The organism is Lentzea sp. NBRC 102530 (assembly GCF_030269365.1).
Lineage (GTDB): Bacteria > Actinomycetota > Actinomycetes > Mycobacteriales > Pseudonocardiaceae > Lentzea.
Genome location: NZ_BSTF01000038.1, coordinates 1 through 15,489, shown reverse-complemented (window position 1 = coordinate 15,489; position 15,489 = coordinate 1). Strand labels below are relative to the sequence as shown.

The 15,489-nt window shown below is 67.0% G+C and carries 17 protein-coding genes and 1 pseudogene; 10 read left to right on the top strand and 8 right to left on the bottom strand.

All coding sequences use genetic code 11. The annotated features are described in order from the left end of the window. From QSK25_RS44850 to QSK25_RS44830, 5 genes are read right to left on the bottom strand one after another with little or no spacing between them, the layout of a single operon-like run. Complete coding sequence (locus tag QSK25_RS44850; RefSeq protein WP_285647785.1) at window positions 1–5,475, bottom strand: hypothetical protein; 5,475 nt, start codon at window positions 5,473–5,475, stop codon at window positions 1–3. Window positions 5,476–5,491: 16 nt separating this feature from the next. Then, window positions 5,492–5,911 carry a hypothetical protein gene (locus QSK25_RS44845; RefSeq protein WP_285647784.1) on the bottom strand — a complete coding sequence of 140 codons (420 nt, stop codon included), beginning with the start codon at window positions 5,909–5,911 and terminating at the stop codon, window positions 5,492–5,494. After that, a complete protein-coding gene (locus QSK25_RS44840) occupies window positions 5,908–6,210 on the bottom strand; it encodes a hypothetical protein (protein WP_285647783.1) in 303 nt (100 codons plus the stop codon). The genes QSK25_RS44845 and QSK25_RS44840 overlap by 4 nt, the downstream gene beginning before the upstream one ends. 10 nt (window positions 6,211–6,220) lie before the next feature. Further along, window positions 6,221–8,038, bottom strand: a complete 1,818-nt coding sequence (locus QSK25_RS44835) for a hypothetical protein (protein WP_285647781.1) — start codon at window positions 8,036–8,038, stop codon at window positions 6,221–6,223. Continuing rightward, entirely contained in the window at window positions 8,028–9,896 is a 1,869-nt protein-coding gene (locus tag QSK25_RS44830) for a hypothetical protein (RefSeq protein WP_285647779.1), read from the bottom strand. Before QSK25_RS44830 ends, QSK25_RS44835 begins: the two co-directional genes overlap by 11 nt. 1,189 nt (window positions 9,897–11,085) lie before the next feature. On the opposite strand from QSK25_RS44830, the gene QSK25_RS44825 reads away from it, so the two are divergent. The 10 genes from QSK25_RS44825 (at window position 11,086) to QSK25_RS44780 (ending at window position 14,278) form a co-directional block, all read left to right on the top strand. Next, window positions 11,086–11,229 (top strand): hypothetical protein, encoded by a 144-nt coding sequence (locus QSK25_RS44825; protein ID WP_285647777.1) that lies wholly within the window; start codon window positions 11,086–11,088, stop codon window positions 11,227–11,229. A gap of 1 nt (window position 11,230) precedes the next feature. Further along, window positions 11,231–11,392, top strand: coding sequence for a hypothetical protein (locus QSK25_RS44820; protein ID WP_285647775.1), 162 nt, complete (start codon window positions 11,231–11,233; stop codon window positions 11,390–11,392). After that, window positions 11,392–11,547: a hypothetical protein gene (locus tag QSK25_RS44815; RefSeq protein WP_285647773.1), complete on the top strand. Its 156-nt coding sequence runs from the start codon at window positions 11,392–11,394 to the stop codon at window positions 11,545–11,547. Before QSK25_RS44820 ends, QSK25_RS44815 begins: the two co-directional genes overlap by 1 nt. A gap of 90 nt (window positions 11,548–11,637) precedes the next feature. Continuing rightward, on the top strand, window positions 11,638–11,892 hold the full coding sequence (locus QSK25_RS44810) for a hypothetical protein (protein WP_285647771.1): 255 nt from the start codon (window positions 11,638–11,640) through the stop codon (window positions 11,890–11,892). A gap of 65 nt (window positions 11,893–11,957) precedes the next feature. After that, window positions 11,958–12,122 (top strand): hypothetical protein, encoded by a 165-nt coding sequence (locus QSK25_RS44805; RefSeq protein ID WP_285647769.1) that lies wholly within the window; start codon window positions 11,958–11,960, stop codon window positions 12,120–12,122. Next, window positions 12,122–12,346: a hypothetical protein gene (locus QSK25_RS44800; RefSeq protein WP_285647764.1), complete on the top strand. Its 225-nt coding sequence runs from the start codon at window positions 12,122–12,124 to the stop codon at window positions 12,344–12,346. Before QSK25_RS44805 ends, QSK25_RS44800 begins: the two co-directional genes overlap by 1 nt. After that, window positions 12,346–12,678 (top strand): hypothetical protein, encoded by a 333-nt coding sequence (locus QSK25_RS44795; RefSeq protein WP_285647762.1) that lies wholly within the window; start codon window positions 12,346–12,348, stop codon window positions 12,676–12,678. Before QSK25_RS44800 ends, QSK25_RS44795 begins: the two co-directional genes overlap by 1 nt. A 355-nt stretch (window positions 12,679–13,033) precedes the next feature. Continuing rightward, window positions 13,034–13,336 carry a hypothetical protein gene (locus tag QSK25_RS44790; RefSeq protein WP_285647761.1) on the top strand — a complete coding sequence of 101 codons (303 nt, stop codon included), beginning with the start codon at window positions 13,034–13,036 and terminating at the stop codon, window positions 13,334–13,336. Continuing rightward, complete coding sequence (locus QSK25_RS44785; RefSeq protein WP_285647760.1) at window positions 13,333–13,776, top strand: hypothetical protein; 444 nt, start codon at window positions 13,333–13,335, stop codon at window positions 13,774–13,776. Before QSK25_RS44790 ends, QSK25_RS44785 begins: the two co-directional genes overlap by 4 nt. 208 nt (window positions 13,777–13,984) lie before the next feature. Continuing rightward, window positions 13,985–14,278 carry a hypothetical protein gene (locus QSK25_RS44780; protein ID WP_285647759.1) on the top strand — a complete coding sequence of 98 codons (294 nt, stop codon included), beginning with the start codon at window positions 13,985–13,987 and terminating at the stop codon, window positions 14,276–14,278. A 55-nt stretch (window positions 14,279–14,333) separates the two neighbouring features. On the opposite strand, the gene QSK25_RS44775 is transcribed toward QSK25_RS44780, so the two are convergent. From QSK25_RS44775 to QSK25_RS44765, 3 genes and pseudogenes are all read right to left on the bottom strand, one after another. Beyond that, entirely contained in the window at window positions 14,334–14,510 is a 177-nt protein-coding gene (locus QSK25_RS44775; protein ID WP_285647758.1) for a DUF397 domain-containing protein, read from the bottom strand. Then, complete coding sequence (locus QSK25_RS44770) at window positions 14,507–15,361, bottom strand: helix-turn-helix domain-containing protein (RefSeq protein WP_285647757.1); 855 nt, start codon at window positions 15,359–15,361, stop codon at window positions 14,507–14,509. The genes QSK25_RS44775 and QSK25_RS44770 overlap by 4 nt, the downstream gene beginning before the upstream one ends. Window positions 15,362–15,386: 25 nt before the next feature. Beyond that, window positions 15,387–15,489: pseudogene (locus QSK25_RS44765) on the bottom strand (IS982 family transposase); the annotation flags it as partial.

Sequence of the window (15,489 nt, the reverse complement as noted above, 5' to 3'; positions counted from 1 at the left end):
TTAGTTCACCTCGTAGACGTTCATCAGGGACCACAGGTGACGCAAGGGTGTGCTGCCCCACTTCTGGTTGCCGGTCTCGCGGTACTTCTTGTTCAGCTGCGCACGGGAGCCGTTGTCGAAGAACGACACCTTGAGGTACTTGTCCCGGTAGGTGGCCCAGTCCTGGTACATCTCGCCGATGTCGTCCCGGTAGGACTCCATGTTCTTCGGCAGCTTCGCCTGCCCCGTGGCGATGCGCTCCAGCGCCGGCGCCATCTCGGCGTGGGTGAAGTTCGGCTCGGCCCGGCGGTCCAGCTCGGCGGAGGCGAGCGGGTGGGTGCGGCGCCAGCCGTCTTCCCACGCGTCCATCTTGGCGTAGACGGCCTTCGAGTTGCCTTCCCGCGCGGCGGCGAAGTAGCCGCTGCGGACGGTGTTGAACTCGGTGATGTCGGCCGCCAGGGTCACATCATTGTAGAACTGCTCCAGATCCTTATGGGTCCGGAGATCGGCCTTCAGCTGGAGCTTGTAGGCCTCGTTGTTGAAGTCGCCGTTGGCGGTGTCGCGCGGGATGAGGGCCAGCGCCACTGTCGGGTTGGACCGGATCAGCGCGATGTTGTCGAGCATCCACCTCGTGCCGTCCATCGTGTACGGCACGCCCGACACGTTCTCGCCTGCCGTCTTCACCGTGCCGACGTTGAAAGCCTCGGGGTTGACGATCAGCTCGCCGGGGTAGCGCTTCGCGAACTCCACCTGCGCTTCGCCGATGGCGCGCGAGTAGTTGTCCGGGTACTTCTTCGCGAACTCGGACTTGATGGCGAACCACTCGCCACGCAGGTTCGGCAGCTGCTGCATGCGACCCAGGAGGTCGACGTCCGGCAGGTTGTCGGACGAGTCGCCGTTCGGGTCGGCGGCCTGAGGCGAGGCGGGCAGGAACGCGCCCGTGATGGCGCGCAGGGTGAGGATGTTGGTAGCCGTCGCCTTCAACGCGTCGAGCGCCTTGGCGCGCTCCTCAGGGCTGGCGTCCGGGCCCGGCAGCTGACCGGCCGCCTCGGCGTAGATGGCGGCCGTGCGGAACGCGGAAGCGAACTGGCCGTCGGCGTCGTCCTTCTGCATCAGCGGGATGAACCGCTGCAACGCCGCCGGCGTCAGCTGCTGAAGCGTCGACTGCCCGGCGCCGTAGTCCTCGCCGCCCTGGAGGCCGCGGCGTAGGCGCTCCAGCTCGATCGTGCCTGCCGGCCAGATCTTCTCCATGCCGGAGATCGCCCACCCGAACACGGGGTTGGCGGAGAACTGGATCGGGTTGGCCGCACCGGGGTTGAGGAACCGCACCTGGCTCTTGAGGCCGTCGTACTGGGGGACGCGGAGCGCCTCCTCAGGCGCGAGGCCGAGAGCCACCATCGAGTCCATCAAGACCCGCTGCGCCAGCGCGGAGCCGGGGTAGGTGAACGTGAGGTGGTAGTCGGTGTTGCCCTGCTCGTCCTGCTGCGGCTCGTAGTGCACGACGCCGGTGTGGGCGGCCGTCGTCATCATCAGGTTGGCGCGGGCCAGCGCGCCGGGGTTGGCCTTGGTGGCGTTCACCAGTCGGCGGACGAAGTCCTCGTTGGCACGCTGGAACATCAGGTACTTGTCGCCGAGCTCGGAGAACACGGACCGCTCCGACGGGTTGTCGGTGACGAGGAACGTCCGTGCGATGGCGCGGTTGTTCGCCATCGTCTCCAACAGGTAGGCGGCCATGCCCTCGGTCAGGCCACGGTCGATGAGACCCTGCATCAGCGGCTCAACCTCGCCGTAGGCGATGCGCTTCTCCGCCAGGTACAGCGGCTGCAACACCATGTGCGCCAGCGGCTTGGCCACGACCGCGCCGTAGGCCTTGCTGGACAGGTTCGCCAGCTTCTGCGGCATCGAGCCGTCACCACCCGGCATGGGCGTCTGGATGGTGTGCACCAGGCCCTCAGGGTAGACGTCATGCGGCAGCTGCGCGAGGTCGTCCACGGTCGGCCGCTCGCCTGCGGCGATCTTCTCCAGCAGCGGGTTGGACTCGTCGTTGAAGCGGATCTCCACCCGGCCGCGCTCCGCGTCGCGGGTGAGCGTGCCGCCCAGGTGGTGCACGAGGTCGTCGACAGCGTCCTGCGCCGCGCGTGCGGCGGCCATCTGGCGCTCCGCGTCCGAGCGAGCGAGCTCGCCGTTGGGCAGGTACTGCATGCGGGCCGAGTTGGTGCGCATGCCCGCGCCGAGCTCGTCCTCGGTGAACAGGCGGAACATCATGTCGTCGATGTCGTGGGTTGCCTGGCCGAGGTGGTTCTGCGCGATCGCCTGCGCGACCTGGCGGCCGATCTCGTCGTCGAGGCGCTTGCCGAGCTCGATCCCCCACATGTCGTGGTTGATCTTGCCCTTGGTGCCCAGCCACTTGTAGGCGTTCTTCAGCTTGGCCGGGCGCAGCGTGAAGCCGCGGCCAGCACCCGAGAACACCTGCTCGCGCGCCTGACGGTCGATGCGCTCCGACGACGTGACGTAGTTGTCGGCCGCGGAACCGAGCTGCTTGAACGCGTTCTCGGTGTACGCCGCGGCCAGCTCCTGGTCGAGGTAGCGCGACAGGGGCGTGTCGTTGACGTCGCCGCCGATGCGCCGTGCCCGCTCGGCGCGGATCTTCCGGACGTAGTCGAGCGGCCCGGCCATCGCCAGGCGGGCCACGCCCCACGTGTTCTCGGACGCCAAGCCGGTCAGGTCGACGCCCTCGCCCAACCGGGTCAGCACGTCGGCGTGCTGCTCGTCGAAGCCGTTGTTGCGCAGCAGCGTCCGCATCGTCTCCGCGTACTTCTCGGGACTGGTGCGGCGGGCGTGCTCCAGCACGTCGAGGTCGCCGGCGTTGAAGTTGGTGACGTCGTTGGCCAGGCGCTGCAAGTCGTTGTCGTTCACCTTGGCGGTGAGCGTGTCCGCGCGCACAGCCGCGCGGGCCTTGCGGTAGCCGGCCAGGACCGCGGGATCACGCCACGCGGTGAAGGCGAAACCCTCCAGCGCCTGCCGTGCCGCGTTGGCGGGGCTGACCGTCTTCGACGCCTTGTACGTCTGGTTGAGGCTGTTGGCCCACGGGCCTACCGTGCCGAGCACGGCGTTGAGCACCTTGCCGCGGTCGACCAGGGCGCGCACTTCGCGCCAGTTCGGCAGGACGATGCCCTCGTTGAGCTGCCACGGGTGCACGGCGGCTGCGATGCGGTGCTCACCGACGCGGATGTTGTTGTTGTCCGGCGTGGTGTACCACTCGCGCCCGCCGGCGCGGTAGCCGTTGATGGCCTGGTCGGACGGGATCAAGCCCTTGGTGAGGCGCTCCACCAGCTCCTGCGCCTCAGGCGTGTTGCGCAGGTTCATGACGTTGAGGAACGACCCGATCGTCTGGCGCAGCATCGCGTACCGCTCGCCGGGGTTGGCCGCGGCGTACTGCGACGTCACCATCTGAGCCTGGCGCTTCGGCATGAACTGGTTGACGAGACGGCCGAACACGGCCGCCGAGTTGGGGTCAACGGGGTTGATCGTCATGTCCGAGAACGTGCGCTCGAACATCCTCCACCCGCGGGCGAACATGTGCCCGACGCCGAACGTGTAGTCCCTGCGCATCCACTCCGCGGAGGCGGGGTTGAGCAGCTCCTCGTAGCGACCCGACGGGTCGGTGGACACGTTGTCGAGGTCGATCGTGTGCCGTGTCTCGTCGAGCTGGCGCATCACCGACTCGTCGCGGTACATCAGCGCGTCCATGCCCCAGCGCCCCAGCTTGTCCCGCAGAGCGCCGTTGAAGGACAACTGGCCGGGCATGAGCAGGCGCGAGCCGGTCAGCTCGCGGCCGGACGAGTACGCCTCGGCGATGAGGAACGCCGACATCTCGTCCGCCACCTTGGCCCGCTCGGCCGCGGCGGCTTCATCGTCGAGCAGCTTGCCCTCAGCGTCCACAAACGACCACAGCGGCTTGCCGTCCGACGGCGCCTCGATCACCCACGGCGACGCCGACCGGCCCGTCTCGAGGGCGCGCTCGGCTTCCTTCGCCGCCTCGTCCTCGTTGCGCAGGCGCAGCTTGCCGATCGCACCGGACCGCATGCCGATCAACGTGTCGAACGCACCACGCATCGACGGGTAGCGCTTGAGCCACGAGGCGTACCGCTGCCCCGCCTCGACGGCGTCCTCAGCCACGCCGGTCTGGTTGAGACGGACGATCAGGTCGGCTTCGTTCATCGCCTGGTCGAACCGCTTCGCGACCGCTCCGACCGGCTTGAAGTTCTCGTCGGACGCCCGGATGGCTACCGCTACGTTGTCGAAGTTGGACATGTCGACGCCCCACGCGTCGAACTTGGCCGCCTTGTTGAGGGCGCCCGCGCCCACCAGCGGGTCGGCGTACCAGTACACGACGAGGTCCGACAGCGCCGCACCGATGGTGCGCTCCGTCGAACCCTGGCCCCACATCTCGCCGACCTTGGGCGGCTCCGGCGAGGAGTTCTCGATCAGCTTGCCGCCGAAGGTGAGCTGGCTGTTGTCGGCCATCGCCTTGAGGAGGCTCTCGGCGCCTGCGTCCCGAGAGGACGCGCGGTCGAGCAGCCCGCGGGCACGGTCCGAGAGCGCGGGGGCAGAGCGCGCCAGGTCGTTGAGCGCGCCCGAGGCGACGATCTCACGAGCCGCGTCCACGTCGCCGGGGTCGAACTGCTGCTTGAGCTTCGCTACCGCCGAGTCGGACACGGGCGACCGCTTGTCGCCGATCTCCTGGAAGTAGTAGGCGTAGCGGCTGGCCGCGCTGTTCGGGTCGTACCCAGCGCGGCGCATGTCCGCCTGCTGCTGCTCCGAGATGCCGTCGACGGGCTTGCCGTCGACCTGCTGCCCCGTACCGCCGAAAGCGATCTTCCCCGCGCCTTCGACGGTGTTGGTCACGAACCCGGCCAGGCCGGTCACGGCCGCGGTCGGACCGCCGAACAAATCGCCCACCACCGGAATGCCGCGCACGGCGTCGTTCGCCGACTGCAACCCGCGGTCCAGGTCGGTGTCGGACGCGTAGCCCGCCTGAGCGGAGGCGGTGATCGGCGAGGCGATGTAGTTGAGGCCTTCGAGCAGGCCTTCACCTGCGGTCTTGGCCGCGCCTGCGATGGCGAGACCGATCTTGCCGAGTGTGCCGGCCACGTTCGGCATCCACCACGGGACGTCGCTGTCCTCTTCGGCCGGGGTGGATGTGATCGGCTTCTGTTCCTGCTCCTGCGACTTCGGGCCGTAGCCCGCTGCCGCGGCCACGTCCGCCACCTTCTGCTTCTTGGTGGCGCTGTATCCCTGGAACGCGCGCATCGCCAGCGCGGTGGGCACGGACGAGTCGACGAGGGCCCGTGCGATCTCGGGTTCGTCCTGGAACGCGCCGGCGTAGCGGATCGCTGTCGCGGCACGGATGCGCTGATCGGAGACGGGAGCGGCGGCAGCCTGGACGAGCGCGTCCGGGTTGCCCACGTTCTGCCACCAGTACTTCTTCGCCACAGGCGGCTACGCCTCCTTACTGGCCTTGGGAGTGGAGCATGTTGGCCAGCCACGCCAGCGCGCCCGTCGGGTCGGACGTGGCGTACTCGCGAAGCTGGTTGGACGTGGCGTACGCCTGAGGCGTTTGCTCGGTGCCGATCGAGGACGGTCCCGCACCGAATGGGACGCCGGCCGTGATCGGCTCGTCAGGCCGCTGCGAGGCGGCAAAAAGCGGCACCGACGGGGGTCGCACGGCCGGGGAGGCCGCCGCGGGACCGGTTTCCCGCGCGCTCGGCACGCTCGGGGTGGGGACACCAGGCGTTTCCGCCAGCGGTGCGCCCTTCTGCTGCTCGCGGTACTCGGTGGCTTCGCCGTACTGCGGGTCGGGCAGGTCACGGATGGGCTGGCCGCCAACGTCGCTGCGGCTGGAGAAGGCGCCAGGGCCGGGAACAGTCATCGCTTCGACTCCGGACGGCAGAAGGGGGTGCCTCCGGGGAGGTAGCCAGCGGGTTCCTGGTCTGCGCCTTCGAGCTCGGCGGGAATGTCGTCGTGACACCGGGACTGGTCCTCGGTGTGAGCCGCGGCCTGGAAGCCGAACGGCTGCTTCTTCAGCGAGCCGTGCGTGTCCTTCACGAGACGCGTGGCGATGCGCGCGAGCGAACGCGCGGCGCGCTCGAGCTCGTGTGGCGCATAGTCGTCAGCTGCGGTACGGACCGAGATGCTGCACTTGCCTTCGACGATCACTTCGATCTTCACTGCGATCCCCTTACCCGACGCCCAAGGCGCGCTTGCGTGAGACGCCGGCCGTCATCCGGGGCTGGTCGCCGCGCAACTCCGCCATCAGGCTGGAGATGGCGGGCATACCGCCCGGTGCCATGCCGGCCTGGCCGTAGGCCTGGCCCTCCATGAGGCCGTTCTCGCGAAGTCCGGGAGGCATCTCCTCTGCTGGCGCGCCCGGCTGGGCGGGGATCTCGGCGCCGGGCGGGGGCTCCGGCGGCGTGAGGGCGGTGAGAATCGCGTCGGTGAGGGACTTGCCCTTGGAGCGGAGCTCGATCGCCTTGGCGGCGTTGCGCACAATCGCGATCGGGTCCTGACCTTGCGCGGCCATCGGGCCGATCGCCTGGAGCATCGCCGAGAACCCCTGCTTGAGAGAGTCCTCCATCTGCTCGGTGTCGACCGAGCGCTGCTCCTCTTCGGGGTCGATGTCGAACGGCAGCTGACGCCGCACGGTGTCGCGGCCGATGAGGCTGTCGCCGCGGAGCTGGAGCATCATCACCACCGCCTGCGACGGCGTGAGACCAGCCGCGAACCCGTAGGTGACCTTGCACGTCCACGACGTGCCGATGTCCTTGGCGGGCGTGTACGTCAGTTCAAACGGCCGTCCAGTCAGGACACCCTGAATGGTCTTCTTGCTCGAGGACCACAGCACCGCGTCCATCTCGAAGCACAGCGACGTGGCCGTCTCAAGGGCCCGTGCGAACTTCGTCTGGGCTGTCTGGATCTGCGTGTCGATCGTGCCCTGCAACGCCTGCACGCCGCGGCCGGTGATGATGTTGCCCTGCACCCCGCCCGTGCGGGAGTCCGGGTAGCGGGAACCGGTCTTCATCTCGCGGTCCAGCTGGTCACCCAGCATGTACACGTCGCGCGACAGGTCGAGGCTGACGCGGCGCACGGCCTGCGGGTTCTGCGTGCGGATCACCGCGTCGGGTCCGAACGGGATCATCTGCACGTCGTCCGGCACCGCCAGCGGCGCCTCCACCGACTCCTGCGTGCCCTTCAGCTGGTACAACGCCATGACGCTGCGGGCCAGCTGCACCCAGATGACGTCGTCGTACTGGCCGCGGGGAGTGTCCTCGAGGTCGGGGCGCTCGGCGATGACGATCGGCACGCGGGAGATGAGGTTGGGCGTCTGCTGGAGCACGCAGTGCTCGCGCGACGGCAAGAAGATGATGGTCTGCTTGCGGTCGGTGTAGCGCACCAGCTCCAACTCGGCGTCGCCGCCGCACATCGTGCCGTACTTGTCGAACAGGATCTTCGTGGCGTGCTCGGGGAACAGCGCGGCGAGCTCGCGCGCGCGGGCCTTCGTCACCTTGACGTACACCCGCGTCTCGCCGTCGGAGTCGAGCAGGTAGTACACGCCGAACGGCGACACCTGCCGGATGCGCGGGCAGTTGTGCTCGAAGTCCGGCACCACCTCGAACACGCCGAACGCGTACGAGTTGTACGAGTCGGCGAAATCGATCATCTGCTCGGCGACACGGGACTTCGTCCAGTAGTACGCGCCGATCTTGTTCTTCTTCGACGCGCGCAGCTCGTCAGCGGTCGAGGTCATGTTGCCGGAGGCGCACGCCAGCGCCGGCAGCGGCGCCATCAGCTCGGCCGTGTCCCTGGCGGCGGTGTCCACGAGGTTGGCGACAATGCTCTTCGGCATGTCGTCGGCGAACAGGTCAGGGAACAGCTCGTCGATGTTGCCCCGCCGGACGAGGCGGACCTTGTCCATCGTCTGGTCGCGATGCACCGAGCGCTCGGAGTTGCGCAGCTCCTGAACGAGGCTGAAGATGCGGGAGAGATTGTCAGACAGCATGGAGCATCCCCTTGGCTGCGGCCTCTTCGAACGGGATGACGACACGCGAGCGAACGCCGCGGCGGGAAGTGAAACGGCCCGGCAGGTGCGTGTTGTCGCCCTGGGCGCCACGCAGGTAGTTCCTCATGCCGAGCTCGCAGAACCACAGTGCCATCACGAGGTCCTGCACGATCTTGTCGTTCTTGGGCTCCCACGCCTTGAGCTGCTCGCACAGCTCGTGCACGTGGACGTTCTGGCCGGGGCCCATCCGGCGCGACGGCAGCTCGATCAGGCCGTGGCCGTCAGGTAGCGCGCGGCCGGACTCGGGGTCGACACACGACTGGAACAGCGGCACGAGCGTGCCTTCGATACCCATTGACGGGTCGAACTTGTTGGACGTGGTGGTGTGCTCCTTGAGCACCGAGCCGTTGGCGGAGAGGAAGTTGCGGATCTCCGGCAGCTGCGTGATGAACTGCTGGACGGCGTTCTTCTCCACCACCCACTGGTTCACCTTGTACTTGAGCGTGAGCTCCTTGAGCTTCGGGATCGTGACGGCCGACGTCACGCCCTTCTTGTTCCACACGTCCAAGATCCAGCGCTTGCTGCTGCCACGCTCGACTGCGCCGATGATGAACGCGTTACGGCCGGACGACGAGGCCGGGTCCCACGACCCGACCACGTACATGCCTTCCATGCCGCGCTCACGATGGCCGGGGGCCCAGCCCTCCAGGCCTTCCTTCACCATCAGGCCCGCGAACCGGCGGGCGTTGACGGACGCCTCCACCTGGTTGGGCGGGAACACGGAGAACTCGTTGACGTCCTCCTGCTGGTAGACGAACGAGAACCGCCGCGGGTCCGTCATGGCCGCTTTCGCGTCCTCGATCGCCTCGGCGTCGATGCGCTCCGGCCAGAGAACCACCCAGTCCTCAGTCGGCCCCGTCGAGTTCTCGAGGATCGCCGGCTGGGCGAAGTAGGTGTAGAACGGCCGTCCCGCCGACTTGGCCTCATCACGCAGCCAGCGGTAGATGTCGACCGCGCCCACGCGCGTACCCAGGATCATCAACTGGCCGTGCTGCTTGTCGAGACGCGAGAAGACCTCCTGGCCGATCCAGTCGGCCTGCTTCTCGTAGTCCGACGCGGTCTGGATGTCGGCGATGTCGTCGAGCAGGATCAGGTCCGCACGCGCACCGTAGATCTGGCCACCAATGCCGAGCGCCTGAACCGTCGGGTCCTTCTCGGCGACGTCGCGACCCTTGACGTAGATCATGTCGTCACGCCACGCGTCACCGCTGGACTTGTCCTCGTTCTTCCACCCGCCCTCGGGCGCGAACGCGGCGTGCAGCGCCGGGTACAGGTTGGCGTTGGCGAGGTAGAACTTGATCTGGCGCAAGAACTTCTTCGCCATGCCCTGCGACTTCGACACCGTGATGATGCGGATGTTCGGGTCCTTCACGATGCGCCACAGCGCGTACTGCACGTTCCACACCGTGGATTTGGCGTGATCCGGAGGGAAGTTCATCATCAGGTAGCGGCCGGGGTTCTTGCCGGCCTGGTACTGCATGCACGGCAGGAAGTCCCGCGGCTCGTGGCCCTGCACCACATCCCACGCCCGCAGGTGATGGGTGGGCAGCGGCATGTTGAGGTACTTCTCGCAGAACTCCGGGAAGTCCGGGACCGACGTCTTCGCCTTCTCGCCCTTGGCGAGTGCGGAGCGAATCTCCTGCACGGCCTTCTTGAACTCGGCGTCGTCGGCCATCCACTTGCGGTACGTCTCGCGCGAGCGGTTGACCTTCAGCATGCAGGCGTTGACCTTCGCGCCAGTAGCGAGATGGTCGAGAACCACCCGCTTGGCTGCGATCACGTCCAACGTCTTCTGCAACGACAACCGTCCTTTTAGAAGAAGACCCCCGGCGGGTAGCGGCGCCGGGGGTCGTTACCGGGAGGGGACCGGTTCTTCGAGCAGAGGGAGCCTTGATGGCTCGGAACCTCTGGGCGAGTGGCCGCCACAACGGCCACGTCGGTAATTGTACGGATGTGCTATTTCAGTACTGCGAAAACGATCATGCGGAACGGTCTGGGGTGGACGCTTCGGCAGGGAGCTGATGGGGGTGGCGAGCGATCCACTCGAGCGAGCCGGGGGCTCTTGTCCTTCGGCAGGGACTGGTTTTGCTCCTCGCGCGCATACGCGCGAAGTACTACCTACTTAGGTTGGCCGATCCCGGAAGGCCAACCGTCCTATCCCTACCCGAGCCCTTTGGGGGCTCGGTGGTGGAGGTGAGGCGCCTTCATGGGTCGGCGCCGAACTAGTAGGGGAAGAGCTTCGCTCGCTTCGCTCGCTCAAGTGTACTCGGCGGCACTTTCAGTACTGGAGCAGTTCGGTCAAAACCGTCTCAGAGCGCCCCTGTGGGCGCGTAGCGACAGACCCTCCCCAGTACACCTCATCGGTCGGAAACCCGCTCAGCGGCGCCCACAGCGCCAGTAGGCCGCACGTCCGGTGGATCGCTGCGGCTGATAGGGGTAAGCCCTGTCGACACGCCCCACTACCACCACCGAACCCCACCACCACAGCCAGGGACGTGGTACCCCGTCGGTGACTACCCCCGGTACCACCGTTATCGCGGAAATTTGTACGGAGAGTTATATATATACTCACACACTATAACAAACACGGGGGTCGGCGGCGGTGCTGCGGCCGGCCTGGCCGCGCCGAGGTCTGAATCGTCACGAACAGCTGTTATGTGAAGGATCAGCAGAGCTCCCCCACCCCCTCCCCACCCCTACCCCCATGCCATGCAGGGTCGGTACATACCATGAGGGCGACTACGGAGGGTATGTAGCACGACTGTGCCACAACAGCAGTACTTAGCAACAGCAACTAGATGCTTAGCATCGGCAACCGTCCCCGCCTGCTCCCCGTCTCGCTGCCGGCTACCGCTCGACCTGGCCTGACCAGCCTCGCCACCGTCGTTACCATCCTGTGACTTGACTGGGTTTCCAACATGAGAGCAGTCTGTGTGAGGACAGACCACGGCCCGCCGCAACGGGCCACAGCGAAGAGGGTGAGACGGATGGACCGGAGCGAGATCAACCGGGCACTGGCTAAGGCGATGGCCTACAAGCAGTGCGGCAAGGACGCTGAGGCGAACGAGTGGGCCCGCACGTTGGTGGAGCTGCTGGAGTGCAGCGACATCCTGGCCACGGTGGAGGCCTGACATGGACATCGATCCCCGTCCGGTGATGCACCGTCGTCACAACGTGGAGGGAACGGCCACCGGGTTCGAGGGTGGCAGCTGGTGGGTGGAGTGGGCAGACGGCTTTCAGTCGTGGCACCTCACCTCGGAGCTCTACTTCGACGCCTTCCCGGCGGTGGCCTGATGGACCACGTCATCACGACGGAGCCGGCGGACAACCCGCATCCGTCCTATCGCAACGGCCTGCACCGCTGGGTGTGCTCGTGTGGCGAGCACGACGGCTGGTTCTACACCGACGCCGACGCGAGGTACTTCGGTGGGCTTCACGTCGCCAGCTGATCGCCCATAGCCGCTGAGGCACGGCCTGAGTTCCGTGCCCTGGCGAGGGTGAGCGATCCCCCGCCTCCCCCTACCCGCAAGGAGTACGCCGTGAAGATCCGCATTGTGTCCGAGGTTGCTCGTGAGATCGCGCAGCACGTCCGGCTCTACGTCCGCCCGACAGGCAACTGGTCCGAGGTTCAGGTCATGCGCGAGTGCAAGCACGGCTGCAAGCTCCACGTCCGACGCCGTGGAGTCGTACTGCAGTACGCGCTGCACCACAGCGCGGCCTACGGCTGCCCGCTCGGCCACGACGAGTCGACTCGCGTGGTGCCCGTCAGCGTCGCGCCGAAGGCCTCGGTCTGACCGAGTCCGGTGGTGCGCAGCTCCGGCTGCGTGCTGCCGAATCCGATCAGGAGAGGGTGAGCTAGATGAAGCACACGCACACCGTGACCCAGACGGGTCCGGACGGGCAGCGGGTCGAGGCGAGACTGTACGACTCGACGGACGGCAGGGCTGAGGACTACGCGCAGTCGATGCGCGAGGACAACCGCGACTACCGCTACAGCGTCACGTCCCACGTGGATGGTGAGTGATGGAGCACCTGGCCGAGGTTGCCGGGCGCGAGCTCAAGACCGGCGACGTTCTGGAGTTCTTGGGGAAGGCGTACCGCATCCTCAGCTTCGAGCCCTACGACCCCACGCGTGTCGGCTTGCCGGCCGAGGACGGCTGGCGCATCGCGCACGGCCCGGGCAACTGGGGCATGACGATCGATCCGGACTCCACCTACCGCGTCTACTCAGCGAAGGGGAACCGGTGATGTCGCAGCCGTTCGAGACGCCCCGATGGGTGGGCTGGCTGGCCCTCTTCCTGGTCCTGTGCAGCCTGCTGGCGGGCGCAGCCGTGGGGGTGGTGATGTTCCGCCCCGCGGCTGAGGTTCAGGTCAGCGCGGCACGCACAGCGTGCCCGCCTGGCGAGTCAGCCCGTGGCTGCTCGCTGGCCTCAGCGACCACGGCACGGGCGGTGAAGCTGGTCGATTGGTACCCCGAGTACGAGCAGTCGCCCGGTGGGCGCGTCGACCTGCAAGAGGACGACCCCGGGTGGGATTGCCGGCTGCACGGCAACCGCGTGTGCGGTGAGCAGCTCGGGTGAAAGCCCGAAGTGGTGCGGGGATCACGGTCCCCCGGCCCGTTCGAGTCGGGCCACTGCGCGAATGCAGGCAAGGGGTGTGCACCACCCGGTCAGGCGCCGGACTGGGTTGCCCTCGTGAGTTCTCAGGCACAGCCACCGAGGGTGGATGGGCCGACAAGCTGAGCCGTCCTGCCTGCCGGCGAAGCGGACGCTGTGCGTGTAACAGGGCCAAGGCGGAGGCCCGTGGTGAACACGATCCCAGCCCGGGTTGGGGTTGATGCGGGTTCGAATCCCGTCAGCGTGCGAAGTGAACCATTGCCCGCCAAGGGAAGAATGAAGGGTGAGACCAATGACTGCCGCAACCGAGACTGACACCGTGGCCACTCGTGTGGCCCGTGGCGTGGCGCTGCTCGACGAGAAGAAGCCGGGGTGGGACGGCCACATCCACCTCCCGACGCTGGACATCATGTACGGCACCTACTGCGTCCTCGGCCAGGTATTCGGGAACTACGACACCGGCGCTCGGATCCTCGGCCTGGACATCCGCAGCGACGTCGTGGACTGCGGGTTCAACGGCCCCTTCAACGACGAGGGCAGGTGGCAGGACATGTGCGAGCTCAAGCACGAGTGGGTGCGGGTCATCACCTCCCGCCGGCAGAACCACGAGGTGACGCTGTGAGCAACGAGTCGATGTTCCCTCCCCTCAACGGGACGCAGAGCGAAGCTGCTGCTCCCCAGGCGGAGAGCACTCCGTTCTCTCCGCTGACGCTGGAGCGGGCGAAGCAGCTGGCCGCCGAACTGGTGGCCGAGTTCGGCGAGGGCTACGTGTACGAGCCGGCCGGCCCCGCCGACGTGGGGTTCTGCAAGTACGTGCACGGCGACGTGCCTGGTTGCATCGTTGGTCACATGCTCCACCGCCACGGGGTTCCGCTGTCGGATCTGCGTGACTTCGACTACAACGGCGGCGGGAGCCTGGCCAAGGGCAGCGTGATCTCCAACGCGCCCGACGGGTGGTTCACCGAGGAAGCGTTGCCGTTCCTCGCCACCCTCCAGTACGAGCAGGACATGGACCGCTGCTGGGGTGAGGCACTCGCCCGTGCCAACGGGGCCGGGGACTGACCGTGTCTCCCGACGGGATCGATCGCAGCGACACGACGGCGTGGTGCCCGTGCGGTTCTCGCCGGCGCGAAGCTCGGTTCTGGCACAGGACGGGTCACCACGACTGCATGCACCACAGCCGCAAGTGCAGGGTGTGCGCCATGTTCCGTGGCGTGGAACAGATGCTGGTCGAGTCGGCCGCTGCGCACGACGAGGAAGGTGAGTAGCGATGGGCTGGAAGTGGAGCAAGAAGCAGCACGAGTCGCAGCTCGCCGCGGTTCAGCAGTCCAAGAAGGACAAGCACGAGCAGATCGTGCAGCAGTTCGCCGAGCACGGCCCTGCCTCCCCGGACGGGGTGATGTCGTTCGAGGAGATGGACGCATTTGTCCAGCAGGCGATGGACCAGGCGATGGAGAAGTGGTCGGCCGTTCTGGTTGAACCTAAGACGGCAACGTTCCAGTTCGTCAAGGCCAAGGAGCTCAACGTCGTCACGGCGCCTGAGGGCCACGCTCCCGGCAGATAGAAGAAGGACCCCGGCTACTCACCCGGCCGGGGTCCTTCGCTGTGTCCAGGACTTCTCAGAGGCTGTCGTTCTTCACCGCCACCAGGAAGGCGGCCATGCTCGGGAGGCTGGTGTTCAGCCGCGGTCCGGTCGGATTCTTGGAGTCACGCACCAGGCGTGAGGTGTCGGTGCAGGCGAGTTCGACACACTCGTTCCCCCCACCACCGCTGAAGCTCGACTTGCGCCAGTTCATCTCGTCTTGATCCTCGCTACTCGTGCGATGAGTTCCGCCGATGCCTCGGTCGGCAACGCCTTACGCTCCAGGGAATCAAGCATCGCCCTGTAGCGGGGCACTTCCTTCTCGGATACCCACGCCCCACCGCCTGGGTACTCCAAATACACCTCTGGCTCGTCGGCCTTTCGCTCGAACTCCAGCCACGTAATGGGACCTGTCATCAGGCTGTGCACACCAGAGCCGAACGGCACTACCCGGACCGTGACGTTCGGCCACGACGCCATCGTCAGCACCCGCTGGAGCTGGGCCTTCCCGTCTGCCCCGAGACCGGCGGTCCGGTGCAGCACCGCCTCATCCAGGTAGGCGACGAGCTCAAGCTCGCCTCGCTCCACCCGTGCCTGACGTTGGATGCGCACAGCCACCAGCTGGGCGGGCACGCCGCGGTTCTCCTCGCCGACATGCGGGTGTTCGTCTTCGATGTGACGTGCGTACGTTTCGTCCTGTGTCAGGCCCGGCACCGCCAAGGGCTGGAACGTCACAGCCCGGCGAGCCTTCAGCTCGGATTTGATGTAGCGACGGAAGCTGGGCGACACAGGCGCCGGCAGGATCAGTCGTTTCTTGTCGGCGTTGGCCTCGTTCCACAGCTCCAGCACGTCCGCCCACGCTTCAGGCGTGGGCTTGTACACCTCGCGCAGCGCTTCCAGGTCCTGCTTGCTGGGCAGACTATCGCCGTTCTCGATCCGGCTGAGCGTCGACTGTGCCCGGCCGAGGTGCGGCAGCACGTCGACAGCGTCCAGCTTGGCTGCGTGACGCAGCCTGGCGAGAGCAGCGCCGAGGTCGCGTTTCAGCCTGCTTCTGATCGGGGGCACTGCTAGACGAGTAAGTCCTAACTGATCAGTGGTCGTAGGCGATCAGTGATCGGGTGATGGGCTGGCCGGTGGCGCGGTTGTGCCAGATGGCTGCGGTTAGGGCGAGCAGGCGTTGGGCGATGCGGGCG

Excerpts from the sequence above, each read along its gene's own strand:
- QSK25_RS44845 (WP_285647784.1), bottom strand. The coding sequence starts at position 5,911 with ATGACTGTTCCCGGCCCTGGCGCCTTCTCCAGCCGCAGCGACGTTGGC.
- QSK25_RS44835 (WP_285647781.1), bottom strand. The coding sequence starts at position 8,038 with ATGCTGTCTGACAATCTCTCCCGCATCTTCAGCCTCGTTCAGGAGCTG.
- QSK25_RS44825 (WP_285647777.1), top strand. The coding sequence starts at position 11,086 with ATGGACCGGAGCGAGATCAACCGGGCACTGGCTAAGGCGATGGCCTAC.
- QSK25_RS44820 (WP_285647775.1), top strand. The coding sequence starts at position 11,231 with ATGGACATCGATCCCCGTCCGGTGATGCACCGTCGTCACAACGTGGAG.
- QSK25_RS44815 (WP_285647773.1), top strand. The coding sequence starts at position 11,392 with ATGGACCACGTCATCACGACGGAGCCGGCGGACAACCCGCATCCGTCC.
- QSK25_RS44805 (WP_285647769.1), top strand. The coding sequence starts at position 11,958 with ATGAAGCACACGCACACCGTGACCCAGACGGGTCCGGACGGGCAGCGG.
- QSK25_RS44800 (WP_285647764.1), top strand. The coding sequence starts at position 12,122 with ATGGAGCACCTGGCCGAGGTTGCCGGGCGCGAGCTCAAGACCGGCGAC.
- QSK25_RS44795 (WP_285647762.1), top strand. The coding sequence starts at position 12,346 with ATGTCGCAGCCGTTCGAGACGCCCCGATGGGTGGGCTGGCTGGCCCTC.
- QSK25_RS44780 (WP_285647759.1), top strand. The coding sequence starts at position 13,985 with ATGGGCTGGAAGTGGAGCAAGAAGCAGCACGAGTCGCAGCTCGCCGCG.
- QSK25_RS44775 (WP_285647758.1), bottom strand. The coding sequence starts at position 14,510 with ATGAACTGGCGCAAGTCGAGCTTCAGCGGTGGTGGGGGGAACGAGTGT.